Source organism: Mesorhizobium sp. AR07, assembly GCF_024746815.1.
GTDB lineage: Bacteria > Pseudomonadota > Alphaproteobacteria > Rhizobiales > Rhizobiaceae > Mesorhizobium.
Map to the genome: position 1 here is coordinate 6,158,479 of NZ_CP080525.1, position 18,997 is coordinate 6,177,475.

Genomic DNA, 18,997 nt, shown 5'->3' on the forward strand with positions numbered 1-18,997 from the left:
TATGGCTCCTCATCACCACAGTGCACCAGCGGTTTGGTTTGGTAAAATGATATTTTGTGGGGTTTCATTAACCTATGGGTTAGCAAAATTGGCCCGAGACAACACCCGGCTCGAACGGGTCCGACGCGTCAGCTGCCTTGCCGTGCCGCTTCACGAATGGTCTGCAAGAGGATGGAGAAAGCCGGCGAGGGCGCCGTATCCGTCCGCATCGTCAAGCCGACCGGGCCCTTGGTCTCCTCGGTGTTCACAGGCAAGGCGACGAAGGCGCCGCTGCCGAGCTCATTGGCAACGACGCCCGCCGAAATGATCCAGACGGCATTGCTTTGCCGCAGGAAGGCGCGGCCGAAGCTATCCGAGACGGTTTCGATCTCGGTTGCCGGCGCCGTCATGCCGTTGGTTATGAACAGCCGGTCGACGAAGGGACGGATGACCGATTCTCGCGTCGGCATCAGCATCGGGAATTCGTCGAGCCGCGCAAACACATCCTGTCCGGGGTCAAGCAGCGGATGGCCCGCCCGCACCACGAACAGCACCTGTTCGGAATAGAGGTGCTCGAAGAAGAAGCCGGTCATGTTTTCCGGCGCCGCCAGCCGCCCGACGACGAGGTCGAGCGCCCCGGTGCGCAATTGTTCGAGCAGCACGGCGTTCTCGCCGGTGACGATCTTGATCGCCGCACCGGTGCCCTCCTTGAGGAACAGGCTGATCGCAAGCGGCATCACCCGCGCCGAGACCGTCGGCAGCGCACCGATGCGGATCGGATGACGGTTGATCGCCCCGTCCTGCCTGACGGAATCGACGCCTTGCTTGAGCGCCGTGATCGCCGTACCGGCATGGCGAAGGAAGATTTCGCCGATGCGCGTCAGCCTGATGCCGCGGCCGTCGCGTTCGACCACCACCACACCCAGCGCCTCTTCCAGTTCGCGCAATGTCTTGGTCACCGCCGGCGGGCTGACATGCAGGAAGTCGGCAGCCCGCGCCACGCTTCCCTGCCGCGCAACTTCCAGGAATGCCTGCAGGTGACGGAAGCGGATGCGGCCTTCGGACATGGATTTAATAACCCCTGAGTTAATGAAACGGCGCAAAATATCATTTTACCGAACCAAATGCCTTGTGCAATGTGGGGATGGAGGATCGAAATCGTGCCATTCGTCACCATCGGCGGCATCACGCTGCACCACCGCCACATCAAGGCGAACGGCAGTGCGCGCCCAATCGTGTTCATCAATTCGCTCGGCACCGACTTGCGCATCTGGGACCAGGTCCTATCGATCCTGGACGGGGAAATGCCCCTGCTGGTCTACGACAAGCGCGGCCACGGGCTCTCCGACATCGGCGACATCAGGTCGATCGACGATCACGTCGACGATCTCTGCGCGCTCATCGATCATTTCGGACTGGGCAAGGTTGTGTTGTGCGGCCTGTCGGTCGGTGGTCTGATCGCGCAAGGGTTTTATATCAGGTGCCCCGAAATGGTCGAAGGCCTGATCCTGTGCGACACGGCCCACAAGATCGGCACCGCCGAAAGCTGGAACACGCGCATTTCGGTCGTCGAGCGCCACGGCATCGAGGCCATCGCCAACGCTGTAATGAAAGTATGGTTCACGCCGGATTTCCACGTTGCGCGCGCTGCCGACCTTGCGGGCTGCCGCAACATGCTGATCAGGCAAGCGCAGCCTGGCTATATCAAGACCTGCATGGCGGTTCGCGACGCCGATTTCACCGATAGCGCCAAACGGATAGCTGTGCCGACGCTCTGTGTCGCCGGCGACCAGGATGGCTCGACGCCGCCCGATCTGGTCCGCTCGCTGGCCGCTCTCATCCCCGGTGCGCGCTTCGAGATCATCCGCGACGCCGGGCACATCCCGTGCATCGAACAGCCTGAAGCGCTGACCGCCCTGATCCGCGATTTTGTCGCATCGCTTGCCCCTGGAGCAGAAACCCATGGATGAAGTCCCCGGCAACGCAGCCAGATATCGCACGGGCCTCGCGGTGCGGCGATCCGTGCTCGGCGACCGCCATGTCGACCGGGCGGAAGTTGCCGCCACCGATTTCGACCAGCCTTTCCAGGAGCTGATCACCGAGGCCGCCTGGGGAACGGTGTGGGCACGGCCGGGCTTTACCAAGCGCGAGCGTTCGATCGTCACGCTGGCGCTGCTGGCCGCACTCGGCCATGATGAGGAGGTCGCCATGCATGTGCGTGCCACCGCCAACACCGGGGCTTCGCGCGACGATATCTGCGAAGCGTTCCTGCATGTCGCCATCTATGCCGGGGTGCCGGCCGCCAACCGCGCCTTCAAGATCGCCAAGGACGTGTTTTCGGAAATGGACGGAGCCAGGAATGCCCGCTGAGTCCGGATCGAACCGGAGGCCCGAGACCGCCGCCTTCTTCCAGCGCGACCGGACCTGGCATCCGCCGGCACTGACGCCGAACTACAAGACCTCCGTGCTGCGCTCGCCGCAGAAAGCGCCGCTCGCCTTCGACAACACGCTGTCGGAGATTGCAGGCCCGGTCTTCGGTCACGCCATGCTGGGCGAACTCGACGCCGACCTGATCCACAATTTCGCCAGGCCCGGCAAGAGCGCCATCGGCGAGCGCATCATCGTCTATGGGCGGGTGCTCGACGAACGCGGCGTTGGCGTGCCCGGCGCGCTGCTCGAATTCTGGCAGGCCAATGCCGGCGGCCGCTACCGCCACAAGAAGGATGGCTACCTGGCGCCGCTCGACCCGAATTTCGGCGGCTGCGGCCGCGCCGTCACTGGCGAGGATGGCGGCTACGCCGTTCGCACCGTCAAGCCCGGTCCTTATCCCTGGCCGAACGGGCCGAACGACTGGCGGCCCTCGCACATCCATTTTTCCGTCTTTGGCCATGGTTTCGCACAGCGGCTGATCACGCAGATGTATTTCGAGGGCGATCCGCTGATCTGGCACTGCCCGATCGTGCGCGGCATCCCCGACAAGGCCGCCATCGAAACGCTGATCGCCGCCCTCGACATGCAAGCGACGATCCCGTTCGACGCGCGCGCCTACAAGTTCGACATCGTGCTGCGCGGGCGCCGCTCGTCGCTGTTCGAAAACAGGCTGGAGGGCAATTGATGGCCCAGTCGCTCGACCGGCTCAGGGAAAGCCCTTCGCAGACCGCCGGACCCTACGTCCACATCGGGCTGACGCCCAATTTCTGCGGCATCGTCGGCGTCTATGCGACCGACCTTGGTGCCACCATGGTCAACGACAAGACCAAAGGCGAGCGTATCGGCCTGCGCATCCGGGTGCTCGACGGCACCGACACGCCGCTCAAGGATGCGCTGATCGAGATCTGGCAGGCGGATGCGGACGGGCTTTACAATTCGCCGGCGGAACTGCGCGGCGCCGCCGATCCGAATTTCTTCGGCTGGGGCCGCTGCCCGACCGACATGGACACCGGCCTGTGCGCGTTCGAGACGATCAAGCCTGGCCGCGTACCATCAAGGGATGGCCGCCTGATGGCGCCGCACATCACGCTCTGGATCGTCGCCCGCGGCATCAATCTTGGCCTGCACACGAGGCTCTACTTTTCCGACGAGGAAAAGGCCAATGCGCAGGATCCGATCCTGGCGCGCATCGAGCACCGCATTCGCGTGCCGACGCTGATCGCCGAGCGCACCGGCGATACCTTTGTCTTCGACGTCCATCTCCAGGGGGAGAAGGAAACGGTCTTCTTCGACAGCTAGAGCAATTCCAGGAAAAGTGTGAAACGGTTTTCCGTCCGGAATTGCGTCAAAACAAAGAGTTAGAGCAGTTCGCCGTTTCCGTGAAACGGTGAACTGCTCAGGAGAGCCGAGACATGACCGTATCGCCCTTCGACCATCCATTGCTCTCCGCTCTTCTCGGCGACGAGGAAGCGAGCCGGCATTTTTCCGTCGAGGCGGAAATCGAGGCGATGCTGGCCTTTGAGTGCGCGCTGGCGCAAGCGGAGGCCGAAAACGGGATCATTACCAAGGATGCGGCGGCGACGATCGTGGCAGTGCTTGCGACGTTCCGGCCCGACACCGCCTTGCTGCGCGCCGGCGTCGCCAGGGACGGCGTCATGGTGCCGGAACTGGTGCGCCAGATCAGGGTGGCGGTCGGCGAACCGCACGGCCAGAAAGTGCATTTCGGCGCGACCAGTCAGGATGTCATCGATACGGGCCTGATGCTTCGGCTCAAATCCGTCGCCGAACATCTCGGCCTGCTGTTGACCGAGACCGCCATGCGCCTCGCCTCGCTCGAAGAGCGCTTCGGGGGCAGGGCGCTGACCGGCATGACGCGCATGCAGAAGGCGATCCCAATCACCGTGGCGGATCGCACAATGGCGTGGCGGGCGCCGCTGCAACGGAACAAGGAGAGACTGTCGGAACAGTCGAGGCGTTTGCTGGTGGTGCAATTCGGCGGCGCCGCCGGCACGCTGGAAAGGCTTGACGACAAGGGGCCGGCGGTACGCGCGGTCCTTGCGGCAAGGCTCGGCCTTGCCGATGCGCCGCAATGGCATAGCCAGCGCGATGCGCTCGCCGATTTTGCCGGCTTTCTGTCGCTGGTGACGGGCAGTCTTGGCAAATTCGGCCAGGACATTGCGCTGATGGCGCAGGGTGGAACCGAGATCGAGCTTTCGGGCGGAGGCGGCTCGTCGGCCATGCCGCACAAGCAGAACCCGGTGAAGGCCGAGGCGCTGGTGGCGCTTGCTCGCTTCAACGCCACGCAACTTTCCGGCATGCATCAGACCCTGGTGCATGAGCAGGAACGCTCGGGCGCCGCCTGGACGCTGGAATGGCTGCTGCTGCCGCAGATGGTGGTGGCGACAGCCGCGTCGCTGCGCCTTGCCGCCGAACTGGCTGGGCAGATCGAAAGTCTCGGGCACTGATGCGCGCCCAGATCCTCATTGTCGGGTCCGGACCGTCCGGTCTGCTGCTCGGACAATTGCTGGCCGGCATCGGCATCGAGACGGTCATTCTGGAACGCGCCAGCCGCGAGCATGTGCTCGGCCGTGTGCGCGCCGGCGTGCTCGAACAAGGCACCGTCGAATTGCTGGAGGAGGCGGGTGCCGCCGCACGGCTGCACGCGGAGGGATTGCCGCACACAGGGTTCTCGCTGGCGTTCAACGATCGCCTGCACCGCATCGACCTGAAGGCGCTGACCGGCGGCAGGCATGTCACCGTCTACGGTCAGACTGAAGTGACACATGATTTGATGGACAAGCGCGCTGCGGCGGGACTGACCACGATCTATGAGGCGGCAAATGTCACGTTGCACGATTTCGACGGCGAGGCGCCTTTTGCCACCTATGACAAGGACGGCGTCACGCATCGCATCGACTGCGACTTCATTGCCGGCTGCGATGGCTACCACGGTGTCAGCCGCAAATCGGTGCCTGAGCGTGCGCTGAAGACCTTCGAGCGGCACTATCCATTCGGTTGGCTCGGCGTGCTGGCCGAAGTGCCGCCGGCCGATCGCGAACTGGTCTACGCCAACCATGAGCGAGGTTTTGCGCTGTGCTCGATGCGCTCGACGCACCGCAGCCGCTACTACGTACAGTGCCCCGAGGGCGCCCGCGTCGAGGCTTGGTCGGACGACCGCTTCTGGGACGAGTTGCGCCGCCGCTTGCCGGAGCAGACGGCGGCAAGCGTCGTCACCGGTCCGTCGTTCGAGAAGTCGATCGCGCCGCTGCGCTCCTTCGTCGCCGAGCCGCTGCGGTTCGGCCGGCTTTTCCTGGTCGGCGATGCCGCCCACATCGTGCCGCCGACCGGCGCCAAGGGTCTCAACCTCGCCGCCAGCGACGTGCGCTACCTCTTTGCCGGTCTTCGCGACGTCTATGCCGAGAAATCACACGCTGGAATCGATGCCTATTCGCAAAAGGCGCTGGCACGGGTCTGGAAGGCGGTCCGCTTTTCCTGGTGGATGACGACGATGCTGCACCGCTTTCCCGATACCGGCGACTTCGGCCAGCGCATCCAGGAGGCCGAACTCGACTATCTCGTCCAGTCGCGTGCAGCGTCGACCGCGCTCGCCGAAAACTATGTCGGCCTGCCTTACTGAGGAGGCGATTAGCTGCGTGGCGAAGTCCGACAGCATCGGGCGCTGCCCCACAAGGATTTTTACGTCGGCCTCGGGCAAGGTGAACCAGCCCGCTCGGTCGACTTCCGGGAACGCCTTCATGAATCCCGACCTTGGCGGCCATTCCATGGTGAAACTGTTGCTCCTGATGGCGGTCACATCGATGTCGATACGCGCCTCCACAGACCAGGCGATAACGATCTTTCCGCCCGGTTGCCTGTAGTCGCCGAGCCGCGCGAAGGGGCCATCGACCTTGATGCCGAGCTCTTCCTCGGTCTCGCGTTGCGCTGCCGTCAACTCGTCCTCGTTCTCGCCGACGAGACCCTTCGGTATCGACCACGCGCCATCGTCCTTCTTCGCCCAGAACGGCCCGCCTGGATGAACCAGCAGTACCCGAAGGCCGCCGTCGCCTCGACGATAGATCAGCAACCCCGCACTGCGTTTTGCCATTTTTCTATGTCCGTTTGCGAAGTCGGTTCTGAAGGCGGCAGTCTGGCGATTGTCACCGAACCATTGGATGCGTACCTTGTGCCAAGGGTTGCGACGCTATGTCAGGTGTATCTGCATTGCTCCTGACCCGCGAGTCCGGCAATCTGATACCATCGCTTGTTTGGCGGCTCGAAGGCTAGATGGGGCGTGACGATGCAACTGGGTCTTATCGGCTACTACAGCGACTTCGTGGTCTATCCGCTGGTGATCGCCGTGCTGGCGGTGGCCGGGCTGCTCGAGGCCGGCGAAGAAAACGCGCCGGGCTGGATCGTCACTGTCGTCGCTTGTCTCTTCCTCTGGACGCTGACCGAATACCTGCTGCACAGGTTCGTCCTTCATCATATTCCCTACATCAAGGACCTCCATGATCGTCACCATGTCGAGGAGCGCAGTTCGGTGGGCACGCCGACCTGGCTCAGCCTCGGTGTGCATGCGCTGGTCGCGTTTTTGCCCGTTTGGATGGTTTCAGACTTTGCAACCGCAAGCGCGGTAAGCTGCGGGCTGATGCTGGGATATCTCTGGTACATCAGCATCCACCACATGATCCATCACTGGCATCCCACCCATCCGAGCTATCTCTACACCCTCAAGCGCCGCCACGCGCTGCATCACCATGTCGACGAAATGGTCAATTTCGGCGTGACATCGGCTTTCTGGGATCGCATTTTCGGCACGGCGCGGCTCTGAGGCCAGGGGCGCAGCGGTTCAACGCCTCTTGCCACGGCCGCCGGGAGACTTGGCGCCGCGAGGTCCGCTCTGAACCGGCGTGTTGTGCTGGTTTTCGTCGGACAGTTTTCGCCAGCGGGCAAGGCGCTCCGGGTCGAGCGTTCCAGCCTTCAAGGCAGCCTGCACCGCGCAGCCCGGTTCATGCACATGCGTGCAGTCGCGGAATTTGCAAAGCGGCGCAAGCTCGGTGATTTCGGCAAACAGCGTGTCGATGCCATAGGCGACGTCGCTGACCTGCAGTGTCCGCATTCCCGGCGTATCGATCACCCAGCCGCCGCCGGAAATGGCATGCAGCGATCGCGACGTGGTGGTGTGGCGTCCCTTGGCATCGTGTTCGCGGATATCTCCGGTCTGTTGCGGCAAGTGCTGTGCCGATCCGGCAAGCGTGTTGACCAGTGTCGATTTGCCGACGCCGGAAGAGCCGATCAGCGCGACCGTCTGGCCAGCACCGCACCAGGCGGCGAGCGCGGTTGCCGCGTCCGATGTGCGGGGGTTCAGCGTCACCACGCTCAGCCCGCGCTGCAGCGCGGCCGCCTGCCTTTCATATGCTTCGGCGTCAGCCACGGTATCGGCTTTGGTCAACAGGATCACCGGCGTCGTTCCCGCCTCGTTGGCCAACGCCAGATAGCGCTCGAGGCGGGCCGGATTGAAGTCGGCATTGCACGAGGTGACGATGAACAGCGTGTCGACATTGGCCGCCGCAAGCTGCGGCACCCGGCCGCCCTGGGTGCGGCGTTCCAGCACCGTCCTGCGGGTCAGGCGGCGTTGCACGAGGTTGTCATGCGCGTCGACGAGTACCCAGTCGCCGACGGCATAGTCACCGGTGTTCGCCTGCGCCGGCAGCGTCAGATCGATTGGCCCCGCCTGGGATAGGCCGGCCAGCCGGTCGCGATGGACCGAGGCGATTCGCGCAGGCACGAGCCTGGTTTCGCCGGGCTCGATCTGGTCGCCGAAAAAATCCGTCCAGCCCAGGCTGGCGAGAGATGGCGTGGAGTTATCCGTCACGGCTTTGACCAAGGGCACGGCGTCGCAGACATCGGACAGTATCCCTGGCAGGTGGGGCGCGAACGGGGGTGGGGCGATTGCCCAGCCGTGTATGGGCGGCATGGCGGCATTTGGCAAGCCGGACCCTTGGCTATCGCCGAGCGGCAAGCGTTCGCAACGAGCCTATCCCTTGATCGCCGAGCCAACGATGGAATCGACGAAGAAGCGCTGCAGGAAGACGAACAGCAGCAGCGGCGGCAGCACGGCAAGTGTCGCGCCCGCCATCACCAGCCCGGTGTTGACGGCGCCCCTGTTATAGCTGAGCAGGCGGCTCAGGCTGATCACGATGGGATAGGCGTCGGCATTGCCTTGCAGCACGGTCAGCGGCCACAGATAGCTGTTCCAGTGATAGACGAAGGCAAACAGCGCCAGTGCCGCGATCGCCGGCGCCACGCTCGGTGCCACGATCTTGAACAGGATCAGCAGCTCCGACGCACCGTCCATGCGCGCCGCGTCGATCAAATCGTCGGGCACGCCTGATATGAACTGGCGCATCAGGAAGATGCCGAAGGCATTGGCGAGATTGGGCACGATGATGCCGGCCAGGCTGGCGTTGAGGCCGATCGAGCCGACCAGGCGGTAGAGCGGGATCAGCGTCACGATCGGCGGCAGGAACATGGTGGCGATCAGCACGGAAAACAGCAGCGACCGGGCGGGAAAGTGGTATTTGGCGAAGGCGTAACCGGCCATCATGCTGGTGATGAGAATGCCGGCGGTGGTGATCGAGGCGATGACCAGCGAGTTCCACATCGAACGGCCGACATTGACGACGCCGGAGACCTTCTCATAGGCGTCGAGGCTGGGCGTGCGCGGTATCCAGACCGGCGGCACCTGCATGCTCTCGGCCGGGGTTTTCAGGCTGGACAGCACCATCCACACCAGCGGAAAGGCAGAGGCTACGGCGACCAGCAGCATCAGCGTCGCCAGCAGCGCCTTGCGTCCCGACGGGCGCTTGCGCGGCAACCGGCTCGACGACCCCGAAAGCTCCGGTACGCTCATTCGTCGTCCTTCCGGTTGACCAGCGCGAACAGCGCACAGACCACGACGATCAGCGACAGCATCAGCATGACCGCCATCGCCGAGCCCAGCCCGCCCTGCGCGCGCTCGATGCCGACGCGGCGGATGTGGTATGTCAAGACATTGGTCGAGCCGACCGGCCCGCCCTGGGTGATGAGCGCCACCGGCTCGAACACCTGCACGGCGTTGATGATGGCGATGACGGCGCTGAACAGCAGCGTGCGCCGCATCAGCGGCAAGGTGATGAAGCGGAACTGCTCGCGCCGGTTGGCGCCGTCCAGCTTTGCCGCCTCGTAGAGGCTGCCGGGAATTTGCGTCAGCCCGGCGATCGCCAGCACGGTGAAATAGCCGACCTGTTGCCAGACATTGAGGAAGACGATCGAAATCAGCGCCGAGCGTGGCGACGACAGCCAGGGCTGCGGGCCGATGCCAATCAGGCCAAGCATCTGGTTGAGCGGTCCTTCGCTCGGCGAATAGAGTTTCGACCAGACCAGCGCCACCGCGATCATCGGCACCATGTAGGTGGCAAACAGCACTGTCCTCAGCGCCGTGCCGCCGGCGACGTCACGCTGGTAGACCATCAGTCCGAACGCCACGGACAGCGGCAGGATGAGGATCACCGACAGCGCCGTGTAGATCGCGGTGTTGGCGAGCGCGCCCTTGAAGTCGCGCCCGACCGAGGTCGGCCCGAAAATCTCGCGGAAATTGTCGAAGCCGATGAAGCTCGCATTGGAGAACGGCGTCTGCGTCGACCAGTCCTGGAAGGACAGCCAGACGGTGAGCAGCATCGGCAAAAGGACAAAGACGCCGATCAGCGTCACGGCGGGCGCCAGCATGATGCCCGCCGAGGCACGGTACCTGTTGATCATGGCTCCAGTCTACTTGGCGGCACGCTCCTGGATCGAGGCGGCGTCGGCCTGCGCCGTCGCCTGCGCATCCTTGGCCGAGACCTGGCCATACTGCAACGCCTCGAGCGTTTGCTGCAGGGATTCGCTGAACTCCTGGCCGCCCGGCACGACGGGGAAGGGCTTGGCGTCGGCCAGCACGCTGACATAGCCGGACAGGAATTCCGAGCCGAGCTTGTCCTTGTGCGCCTCGATGTCGGACAAGCGCGACGGCAGGATGCCCATCGACATCAATATGTCGGACATCGCCGAGGCGCCGTTCTTGCCGGACTTCGGGTTGTTCAGCCAGGCCAGGAATTCCCACGCAGCTTTCTGTTCGGCAGCACCCGCATTGGCGTTGACCACGGTCATCCAGGAGTAGGAGATCGAATGCGGCTTGTCGCCGTTCGGGCCGACCGGGATCGGCGCGGTGGCGATGTTGGCGAACTTGTCGCCCATGCCGCTCTTCAGCGCGCTCTCCCACCAGTTGGCCATGATGATCATGCCGGTCTTGCCGGAGACGAAATTGTCAAGGAACGGACCGGTGGTGTTGGCGTCGGCCGTCGCCATCGCCGGAACGCTGGCGCCGGACTTGATCAGGTCTTCATAGAGCTGGAAAGTTTCGGTGGCCTGCGGGCTGTCGAGCACCGGCTTGCCGTCCTTGACCAGGTCGCCGCCGTTGGAGACCAGCAGCGAGGCGAAGGGATGGACGACACCCGCCGCCCAGGAATTGATCATGCCAAAACCCTGCCGGCCGGCATCCTTGTTGGTCAGCTTCTTCGCCGCGTCCCTGAATTCGTCCCAGGTTTTCGGCGCAGCAAGGATGCCGGCCTGCTTGAACAGATCCTTGTTGTAGTTCAGCGCGTAGACGTCGATCTCGTTGGGAATGCCGTAGAGCTTGCCGCCGACCGAAGCCGCGCTGACGACGCCCGCCGGCCACGCGCCCTTGACCTCGCCGGCGACCGCGTCGGGAGCAGGCGCGACAAGCTTGTCGCGAGCGAGTTCAGGCAGCCACAGATCGTAGATGCCGCCGATCGTCGGGCCGTCCGAGCCGCCGCCCTGGGAGCGTAGCGTGGTCAGAAGATCGCCGAAGGGAACCGCGCGCACGGTGACGCTGACATCCGGATTGGTCTTCGCATAATCCTTGGCCGCCGCTTCCAGCAGCGCGACCGTCTCGGGCGACCAATGCGTCAGATAGGAGATGTTGACCGATTGCGCCCAGCCGGTGGCCGGCAGGAAGGCCAGGCTCGCGGCCAGAGCCAGTTTCGAAGTCCAGGCAACAGACATCCTCATCCTCCAATTGGGTATAGCGATCACGATGACGTTATGACAACATGAAGCGATGACGCAAGTGCCCGTTTGCGAAAAAGCGGCTGGTGAAGGGGATTTGGATTTTTGGCAGCATTCACAGATTCTATTTTATGATTGCAAAACAGTATGTTGATCTCGATATGAGCCCAGCGGCCTTGCCGGTCTCTGTTTCGGGAGCGCTGCATGCCTCTTGCGAATGATGCTATGTCGTTATAATGACTTTGTCGAGCGAGTGACTCTTTCGCGGCACCAAAACGCTGCGAGACGCCAAGATTGAAAAACAATGGGAGACTGGCAAATGAGCATGCTTTCAATTCACCGACGCGCGGCCCTTGGCCTGATCGGCGGCCTTGCCGCCGCTTGCGCCGGCGTCTTCACCACCTTGCCGGCGAGGGCCGACAGCACGGTGACGCTGTGGAGCTGGCGCACCGAGGACGAAGCCGCGATGCGCCGCATCTTCGACGCCTTCGAGGCCAAGAACCCCGGCATCAAGGTCAACATCCAGTTCACGCCGGACGCCGACTACCAGAACCGGCTGAGCACGGCGTTGCGCGGCGGCCGCGGGCCCGACATCGCCCAGCTCAAGGCCTATGGCGAATTGCAGCCCTTCGTCGACGCCGGCTATCTCGATGCGCTCGACGACAATGTGCCCGAGCTGAAGAACATGGCCGATGCTGCCCTTGGCGGCGCGCGCGGCCGCACCGACGGCAAGGTCTACGGCGTGCCCTATTCGGTGCCGATGATGGGCGTCTTCTACAATCAGGACATCTTTGCCGCCCACGGCATCGAGATCCCCAAGACCTACAAGGATTTCGTCGCCGCGTGCGAGAAGCTGAAGGCGGCGGGCATCACCCCGATCGCCACTGGCGGCGCCAACGGCTCGGCCTGGGAGCTGGAGATCGCCGTCGGGGTCGTCGGCCCGACCGTCTATGGCCCCGGCTTCTACGACGAGATGATGACCGGCAAGGCGACCTTCGAGGATCCGCGCTATGTCGCGGCGCTGAAGCGCTTTGCCGAGCTGAAACCCTATTTTCCCGATGGCTTCGCCGGCATCGACTACACCACGGCGACGCAGCAGTTCATCGGCGGCAAGGCGGCAATGTTCCTCGGCGGTTCATTCGAGAACGGCAGTTTCAAAGCGCAGAACCCGAAGCTGAAATTCTCGATCTTCCCGTTCCCCGCCGACGTTGCGGGCGCGAAGCTCTACACGTCCGCTTTCTCGGACGGTTCCTATGGCCTCGTCTCCGAAGGCACCAACAAGGAAGCCGCGACCAAGGTGCTGGACTTCATGGCATCGGCGCAGTTCGCGCAGCTGTTCGCCGACGAACTCGGCTGGCCGCCGGCCCGCACCGACGTCACGGTCAAGGATCCGGTGCTGGCGCAGATGATGGAGATGTCGAAGAATTCGACGCCCTATCTGACGCTGGTCGGCTTTCGCTGGCAGTCGCCAACGGCCTCCTCCGTCCTGCAGTCGGAGATCATCGACATGGTCGAAGGCAACATCGCGCCGGAAAAGCTGGCGGCCGACATGCAGGCCGCCGTCGCCACCTGGTTCAAGCCGAAGCAGTAAGGAGCCGGCCGGCCGCAATGCGGCCGGCCTCTCACTGGACAAAAGCAGCGCATGACCAACCTTCGCCGCAAAAGCAGCCTTCGGCGCACGCAGCAGCGCATGGCCGTGCTGTTCATCCTGCCGGCGCTGGCGGTCTACGCCCTGTTCGTCCTCTATCCCCTGGCGATGTCGCTGTGGGGCAGCTTCTTCATCTGGAAGGGGCTTCGCATGGTCGAGTTCGCAGGCCTGTCGAATTTTTCGCGCCTGTTCGTCTTCCCGAGCGGCGCGCGGCTCTACGGCGCGCTCTGGCACAACACGGCCTGGTTCTTCGGCATCATGCTGTTCCAGAACGGCATCGGCCTGCTGTTCGCCTGGCTGCTGTTCCTGCGCGACAAAGGTGCGGCCTTTTTCCAGTCGGTCTTTTTCTTTCCGGCGGTGCTGAGCCCGGTCATCGTCGGCGCGCTGTGGCGCCTGCTTCTGGCTCCGGGCGGCGTCGTCGAATGGGCACTGAACGGGCTTGGCCTGCACCAGGGCAGCCTGACCGTGCTCGGCAACAGCCACACCGCGCTCGGCATGCTGATCGCCGTCGACGCCTGGAACTGGATGGGCCTCCCCGTGCTCATCTACACCGCCGGTCTCAGGCAGATTTCCGGTCAGATATTCGAGGCCGCGAAGCTCGACGGTGCCGGTAGCGCGCGCATGCTGTTGTCGATCGCGCTGCCGCTGCTGATGCCGGCCATCGGCACGCTGACGACGCTGTCCTTCATCAACACATTCAACCAGTTCGACATCGTCTATGTCATGCAGGGCGTGCAGGGCAATCCGAGCTACGCGACCGACACGCTGGTGACCTATTTCTACCGGCTGGCCTTCGGCGCTGAGGGCGCCGTCGGCATCACCGATATCGGCCTGGCGCTGGCGCTGGGCACCATGCTGTTCCTGATCCTCAGCCTCGGCACGCTGCTGATGCTGCGCTTCTTCGACCGCCGCACGGTGCAGCTATGAGCGCGCTAGCGAACTCGCAGAGGCTGGTGATCTCGCCAAGGCTGGCGCGGCTGCCCGGCTGGACGGTGCTGGCTCTGTGGACGGCGGCCGTTCTTTTGCCGCTCTATATCCTCGTCGTCTCCTGCTTCAAGACCACGGCCGAGATCTACGACAACCGGCTCGGCCTGCCGCAAAGCTGGGCCTTCGATAATTTCGTCAACGCCTGGACACGCGCCGATCTCGGCCAGAATTTCGTCAACAGCCTGATCGTCACCGGCGGTGCGGTGGTGCTGACCATCGTCGTCTCGGCGATGGCCGCCTATCCCTTGAGCCGCTACCGGCTCGGCTGGAACGCCATCATGCTCGGCCTGTTCCTGTCCGGCATCATGCTGCCGATCCGGCTCGCCTCGGTCGAGCTGTTCACGCTGATGCGCAACCTCAACCTGCTCGATTCACTGACCGGCCTGATCCTCGTCTATGCGGCGATCCGCATTCCCTTCGCCGTCTTCATCTTCGCCAACTTCATGCGCGTGCTGCCCTCCGAGCTCGACGAGGCGGCGCGCATGGACGGTGCCGGCGAGGTCCGCATCCTGTTCCAGATCATCCTGCCGATGGTGAAGCCGGCGGTGTCGATCGTCGCCATCTTCACCGCGATTGCGGTGTGGAACGACTTCTTCTTCCCGTTGATCTTCATCTTCGACGATCGCTACAAGACCGTGCCATTGGCGATCAGCGTCTTTGTCGGCCAGTTCCGCACCGACTGGGGCCTGGTGTTCGCCTCGCTGGCGATCTCCATGGCGCCCATCCTGATCATGTATTGTCTGCTCGCCCGCCAGATTCGCGAAGGCGTCGGCGCCGGGGGAGGCATGAAATGATCGAGGACAGGATCTACGCCGCAAGCTCCATCCTGGTGGTCGGCGCGCACGCCTTCGATGCCGAGGTGATCGCCGGACCGCTGGCGGCCGCGGCCGTCCGGCGCGGTGCCGCGGTGACCTTCCTGCATCTGACCATGGGCGAGCAGGGCCATCCCTGCCTCATCCCCGCGCAGTATTGCGTGCAGAAGGAAGAGGAAGCGGGCAGGGCGGCCACGCGCCTCGGCGTCATCTCGCGCAATCTTAGCCTGCACGATGCCTTCCTGCCTGCCGACGACGAGACCGCGCTGAAAGTCTGCGACGTCATCCGCGAATTGAAGCCCGAGATCGTCATCACACACTGGCACGGCAGCTGGCACAAGGACCATCGCGCCGCCGCCCAGCTGACACAGACCGGCATCTTCTTCGCCGCCCTGCCGACTGTTGCGCGCGACCATGCGGCGCACACGCCGCAACTGCTGCTGTTCGGCGAGAACTGGGAAGACGATGACGGTTTTCGCCCCGAGCATCTCGTCGATGTCAGCGACGGTTTTGAGGCCTGGAGCGAGGCGGTCAAGGAATACGAATTGGCGCGCGGCCTGAGCAGCTTTCCCTATGTCGACTATTACAGCGCGCTCTACCGGCTGCGCGGCTGCCTGCGCGGCACGCGCCATGCGCAGGCTTTCGCGGCCGCGTCGCATTCGTGGAATGCCGGCAGCGGCCTGTTCGCGCCGCCGGCCAACGGAGGCCGCGGCCGATGACGCGGGTTCTGGCCATCGATCTCGGCGGCACCAATCTGCGGGCCGCCGTCCATACCGGCGATGTGCGCATGCTGGAGGTGCTGAGCCGCGAGCCGGCGCCGGCAAACCTCGACGCCCTTGTCGCCCGGGTCCGCGCGCTGTGCGCCGAGGCGGGTGCGGTAGAATCGCTGGGCATTGCCGTGCCTGGCTTGGTCGAAGGCTCGGTCTGCCGCTGGATTCCGAACCTGCCCTATCTCGACGGCGTCGATGTCGCGAGACTGTTTCCGGGCCTGCGCATCGCGCTTGGCAATGACGCGCAGATCGCCATGCTCGCCGAAGCCGTCGAAGGCAGTGCGAAGGGCATGTCCGACGCGATTCTGTTGGCGATCGGTACCGGCATCGGCTCCGCCGTGCTGGCCAACAGCCGCATCGTCGCCGGGGCGCGTGGCGGCGCCTGTTCGTTCGGCTGGGCCTGCGCCGACGTCGAGGATACCGGCGAGGAGCGTAGCGGCTGGCTGGAACGCGTCGCCTCCGGCCGCGCACTCGACACCCTGGCACAAGAGATCGGGTTGGCAGATGGCGGCAGGCTGATCGAAGCCGCCCGGGCCGGCGAGAAGGCCGCGCTTGCCGCGCTGGAGGCGCCGGCGCGTCGGCTCGGTACCGCGCTCGCCGGCGCCGTGGCACTTCTCGATCCGCAGGCGGTGCTGATCTCCGGCGGGTTGGCCGACGCACTCGACGTGATCCGGCCGTCGCTGCTTGCCGCGATGCAGCGGCAACTGCCGCCGCATCTGCGCGATATCGTGCTGCGATCCGGACAGTTCGGTTCCCGGGCCGGTCTCGTCGGGGCGGCACTGGCCGGGCTCGCGGGAAAAGAGTGGAGGCAGGTGCGATGAGCGAAGCAAGCTTTCAGCAGCCGGATCGCCGAAGGCCGGAGCCGCTCTGGTATCAGGTCGAGGAAGCAATCCGCGCCATCGTCAAGAGCGGCGAATGGGCAACGGGCGACCAGATCCCGGCCGAGGACAGGCTGTGCGCTTTGTTCGGCGTGAGCCGCATCACCCTGCGCCACGCCTTGCGCAATCTTGAGGAGCACGGCCTGCTGCGGCGCGAGCATGGCCGTGGCACGTTCGTGCGCTCCACCACGCTTGTTGCCGGCACCCGTGAGCTGACCAGCTTCACCCAGGAAATGGGCAATATGGGCGTGGTCGCCGGCTCGCGCCTGCTTGACTGCAGCCTGACCACGGCCAATGCCGCCGCTGCCGGCGCGCTGGAGATCGAGGAGGGCGATCCGGTCGTGCGCATCCGGCGCCTGCGGCTCGGCAACAACGAGCCGATCGGAATCCAGACGGCGCAGCTTGCGGCCGTGCGCGTGCCGGGTTTCCTCGATGCCGGCCTGCTGCAAGGCTCGCTCTATGAGGCGCTGGAGCGCCACTACGGCATCGTGCCGGTGGCGGCGCGTGAAAACTACCGCGTCGGCGCGGTCGGTGCGGCGGATGCCGAATTGCTCGATCTGCCGGTTGGCAGCCCGGCTTTCGTGGTCGAGCGCATCACCACGGACGAGCGCGGTCCGTTCGAATTCACCGTCTCCATCATGCGGGGCGACCGCTACGAAATCCGCTCGACGCTGCGCGCCGGACGGGTCCCGTCAACCACAAGAAGCTGATCCATCCCAAGCCGACACATAACAGGAGTACCCTCGTGTCCGATCTCTACATCCACCGTCTCGCCGCCCTCATCGACCAGGCAGCGAAAACCAATGAAGAAGCCTTCGGCCAGGCCGCCAGCCGCTTCGCCGACACGCTTGAGGGCGGCGGGCTGGTCCATCTCTACGGTTCGGGCCATTCGGTGCTGCCGGTGCAGGAAGTGTTCCCGCGCTACGGAAGCTATGTCGGCTTCAACCCGCTGACCGACCCGCGCGTCATGTGGCACAACGTGCTCGGCGCCGGCGGCGTGCGCGAGCTGCTGTGGCTGGAGCGGACCGAGAAATACGCCGAGAAATTCCTCGACCACCAGCCGCTCAACAAGGGCGACTCGATCATCATCTTCGGCCATAGCGGCCGCAATTCCTCGGGCATCGACACCGCGCTCTACGCCAAGAAGCGCGGCATCTTCGTCGTCGCGGTGACCAGCAAGAACAATCTCGACAAGCCGGCGACGCACTCGTCGGGCAAGCGGCTGGCCGATGCGGCGGACCTGGTCATCGACACCTGTTCGCCGATCGAGGATGCGATCGTGCCGGTCGAAGGCTGGAGCCGGCCGGTCTCCGGCTCATCGACGGTGCTGGCCATGATCCTGGCGCACGAGCTGATCGCCCGCACTGCCGAGCAGCTTTCGAAGCGCGGCATCGAGCTGCCGGTCTTCGCCTCGCCGACGATCGCTGGCGTGACCCTGCACGACACCGACGTCATCTACGGCGTCTACCGTGAGCGCATGCTGGAGGCGCAGAAGAAGCACCTGCCGACCTTCCAGGCGACAATGCGCGGAGAGTGACGGAATAGATCGGGGAGGCGCCGAATGCGCCTCCCCGATCCTGGCTGCTACCGCCCGAGCAGATTGCGCTCGACGGTTCTCAGATGCGCCAGCATCGCCTGGCTGGCGCTCTCGGGATCGCGCCGCAGCAGCGCATCGAGAACCGTCTGGTGCTCGCTGCAATAGATGCTGCGGCGTTCTTCCGAAAACGACCGCTTCTTCATTTCGAACCATGGTGCCTGGTTGCGCAGGATGCGCATCAGATTGTGGATCTCTTTGAGGAAGTCGTTGCGCGAGCAAGCGAAGATGCGGTGGTGAAACTCGGCGTCCCAATGCTCGAAGGTCGGCATGTCCTGCGACTCCGAGGCGATCTTGTGCGCCTCGCGCACCGCATTGAGTTCCGTGGCGCTGGCGTTGGTGGCGGCGAAGGACGCCGCCGCCGGCTCCAGCAACTGCCGGATCTCCATCATGTCGGCCGGGCTGGTGCCTTCCATGCGGCCGACGGTGGCCGCCATCGAGCCCGGATTGGTGGCGGTCAGGAACGTTCCGCGCCCGACATGCCGCACCACCGTGCCGTCATCCTCGAGGAAGGAGACAGCGCGCCGCACCGTGTTGCGCGCCACGCCGAATTCGCTCGCCAGATCGCGCTCCGGCGGCATGCGGCCATTCTCGATCCATTCGCCTGAAGAGATGCGTTTCTTCAGCGCGGTGGCGATATCGTTGGCGACGAGCTTTGGCATATCTGGCAGCTTTTATCTGATCCGGTATTGAACCATAGATATCAGCTTCCGAAGCCGTCGTCCATTCCGCCAGATTGCCGGCATCCCCCGCAGAAGCCCATTGGCGCGAGCGACAAACGTTTTTGGTCGGAC

At 64.3% G+C, this 18,997-nt stretch carries 20 protein-coding genes and 1 pseudogene; 14 read left to right on the forward strand and 7 right to left on the reverse strand.

Annotation, left to right across the window (positions count from 1 at the left end; translation table 11 throughout):
- Positions 1–128 precede the first annotated feature (128 nt).
- Positions 129–1,046 carry a pca operon transcription factor PcaQ gene (gene pcaQ / locus BPNPMPFG_RS30380; protein WP_258592241.1) on the reverse strand — a complete coding sequence of 306 codons (918 nt, stop codon included), beginning with the start codon at positions 1,044–1,046 and terminating at the stop codon, positions 129–131.
- A 93-nt stretch (positions 1,047–1,139) separates the two neighbouring features.
- Here pcaQ and pcaD point away from each other — a divergent pair, with 93 nt between their 5' ends.
- The 6 genes from pcaD to pobA all read left to right on the forward strand — a co-directional run bounded on the left by pcaD (position 1,140) and on the right by pobA (position 6,046).
- The gene (gene pcaD, locus BPNPMPFG_RS30385) at positions 1,140–1,949 is read left to right on the forward strand and encodes a 3-oxoadipate enol-lactonase (RefSeq protein WP_258592242.1); all 810 of its coding nucleotides are present in this window, start codon (positions 1,140–1,142) and stop codon (positions 1,947–1,949) included.
- Positions 1,942–2,349: a 4-carboxymuconolactone decarboxylase gene (gene pcaC / locus BPNPMPFG_RS30390; RefSeq protein ID WP_258592243.1), complete on the forward strand. Its 408-nt coding sequence runs from the start codon at positions 1,942–1,944 to the stop codon at positions 2,347–2,349. The genes pcaD and pcaC overlap by 8 nt, the downstream gene beginning before the upstream one ends.
- Positions 2,339–3,094, forward strand: coding sequence for a protocatechuate 3,4-dioxygenase subunit beta (pcaH, locus tag BPNPMPFG_RS30395; protein WP_258592244.1), 756 nt, complete (start codon positions 2,339–2,341; stop codon positions 3,092–3,094). The genes pcaC and pcaH overlap by 11 nt, the downstream gene beginning before the upstream one ends.
- Positions 3,094–3,708, forward strand: a complete 615-nt coding sequence (gene pcaG / locus BPNPMPFG_RS30400) for a protocatechuate 3,4-dioxygenase subunit alpha (protein ID WP_258592245.1) — start codon at positions 3,094–3,096, stop codon at positions 3,706–3,708. The genes pcaH and pcaG overlap by 1 nt, the downstream gene beginning before the upstream one ends.
- A gap of 113 nt (positions 3,709–3,821) precedes the next feature.
- The gene (locus BPNPMPFG_RS30405) at positions 3,822–4,874 is read left to right on the forward strand and encodes a 3-carboxy-cis,cis-muconate cycloisomerase (RefSeq protein WP_258592246.1); all 1,053 of its coding nucleotides are present in this window, start codon (positions 3,822–3,824) and stop codon (positions 4,872–4,874) included.
- Positions 4,874–6,046 carry a 4-hydroxybenzoate 3-monooxygenase gene (pobA, locus tag BPNPMPFG_RS30410; protein ID WP_258592247.1) on the forward strand — a complete coding sequence of 391 codons (1,173 nt, stop codon included), beginning with the start codon at positions 4,874–4,876 and terminating at the stop codon, positions 6,044–6,046. Before BPNPMPFG_RS30405 ends, pobA begins: the two co-directional genes overlap by 1 nt.
- A gap of 9 nt (positions 6,047–6,055) precedes the next feature.
- On the opposite strand, the pseudogene BPNPMPFG_RS30415 reads toward pobA, so the two are convergent.
- Positions 6,056–6,514 (reverse strand): annotated as a pseudogene (locus BPNPMPFG_RS30415) (NUDIX hydrolase); the annotation flags it as partial.
- Between the two features lie 192 nt (positions 6,515–6,706).
- Between BPNPMPFG_RS30415 and BPNPMPFG_RS30420 the strand changes: the two are divergent.
- Positions 6,707–7,240, forward strand: a complete 534-nt coding sequence (locus tag BPNPMPFG_RS30420; RefSeq protein WP_258592248.1) for a sterol desaturase family protein — start codon at positions 6,707–6,709, stop codon at positions 7,238–7,240.
- Positions 7,241–7,258: 18 nt separating this feature from the next.
- On the opposite strand, the gene rsgA is transcribed toward BPNPMPFG_RS30420, so the two are convergent.
- From rsgA to BPNPMPFG_RS30440, 4 genes are all read right to left on the reverse strand, one after another.
- Complete coding sequence (gene rsgA, locus BPNPMPFG_RS30425) at positions 7,259–8,302, reverse strand: ribosome small subunit-dependent GTPase A (RefSeq protein ID WP_258596990.1); 1,044 nt, start codon at positions 8,300–8,302, stop codon at positions 7,259–7,261.
- 144 nt (positions 8,303–8,446) lie between these two features.
- A complete protein-coding gene (locus BPNPMPFG_RS30430) occupies positions 8,447–9,322 on the reverse strand; it encodes a carbohydrate ABC transporter permease (protein WP_258592249.1) in 876 nt (291 codons plus the stop codon).
- Complete coding sequence (locus BPNPMPFG_RS30435) at positions 9,319–10,209, reverse strand: carbohydrate ABC transporter permease (RefSeq protein WP_258592250.1); 891 nt, start codon at positions 10,207–10,209, stop codon at positions 9,319–9,321. The genes BPNPMPFG_RS30430 and BPNPMPFG_RS30435 overlap by 4 nt, the downstream gene beginning before the upstream one ends.
- A 9-nt stretch (positions 10,210–10,218) precedes the next feature.
- Positions 10,219–11,511: an ABC transporter substrate-binding protein gene (locus BPNPMPFG_RS30440; RefSeq protein ID WP_258592251.1), complete on the reverse strand. Its 1,293-nt coding sequence runs from the start codon at positions 11,509–11,511 to the stop codon at positions 10,219–10,221.
- A gap of 322 nt (positions 11,512–11,833) precedes the next feature.
- On the opposite strand from BPNPMPFG_RS30440, the gene BPNPMPFG_RS30445 reads away from it, so the two are divergent.
- The 7 genes from BPNPMPFG_RS30445 to BPNPMPFG_RS30475 are packed head-to-tail and all read left to right on the forward strand — an operon-like array spanning position 11,834 to position 18,146.
- Entirely contained in the window at positions 11,834–13,105 is a 1,272-nt protein-coding gene (locus tag BPNPMPFG_RS30445) for an extracellular solute-binding protein (RefSeq protein WP_258592252.1), read from the forward strand.
- Positions 13,106–13,156: 51 nt separating this feature from the next.
- On the forward strand, positions 13,157–14,089 hold the full coding sequence (locus BPNPMPFG_RS30450; RefSeq protein WP_258592253.1) for a carbohydrate ABC transporter permease: 933 nt from the start codon (positions 13,157–13,159) through the stop codon (positions 14,087–14,089).
- Positions 14,086–14,943: a carbohydrate ABC transporter permease gene (locus BPNPMPFG_RS30455; protein ID WP_258592254.1), complete on the forward strand. Its 858-nt coding sequence runs from the start codon at positions 14,086–14,088 to the stop codon at positions 14,941–14,943. The genes BPNPMPFG_RS30450 and BPNPMPFG_RS30455 overlap by 4 nt, the downstream gene beginning before the upstream one ends.
- The gene (locus BPNPMPFG_RS30460) at positions 14,940–15,680 is read left to right on the forward strand and encodes a PIG-L deacetylase family protein (protein WP_258592255.1); all 741 of its coding nucleotides are present in this window, start codon (positions 14,940–14,942) and stop codon (positions 15,678–15,680) included. Before BPNPMPFG_RS30455 ends, BPNPMPFG_RS30460 begins: the two co-directional genes overlap by 4 nt.
- Positions 15,677–16,552, forward strand: a complete 876-nt coding sequence (locus tag BPNPMPFG_RS30465) for an ROK family protein (protein WP_258592256.1) — start codon at positions 15,677–15,679, stop codon at positions 16,550–16,552. Before BPNPMPFG_RS30460 ends, BPNPMPFG_RS30465 begins: the two co-directional genes overlap by 4 nt.
- Positions 16,549–17,319, forward strand: coding sequence for a GntR family transcriptional regulator (locus BPNPMPFG_RS30470; protein WP_258592257.1), 771 nt, complete (start codon positions 16,549–16,551; stop codon positions 17,317–17,319). Before BPNPMPFG_RS30465 ends, BPNPMPFG_RS30470 begins: the two co-directional genes overlap by 4 nt.
- 35 nt (positions 17,320–17,354) lie before the next feature.
- A complete protein-coding gene (locus BPNPMPFG_RS30475) occupies positions 17,355–18,146 on the forward strand; it encodes an SIS domain-containing protein (RefSeq protein ID WP_258592258.1) in 792 nt (263 codons plus the stop codon).
- A gap of 47 nt (positions 18,147–18,193) precedes the next feature.
- Here the strand turns inward: BPNPMPFG_RS30475 and BPNPMPFG_RS30480 are convergent, their stop codons facing one another.
- Positions 18,194–18,865, reverse strand: coding sequence for a FadR/GntR family transcriptional regulator (locus BPNPMPFG_RS30480; RefSeq protein WP_258592259.1), 672 nt, complete (start codon positions 18,863–18,865; stop codon positions 18,194–18,196).
- Between the last annotated feature and the right edge of the window lie 132 nt (positions 18,866–18,997).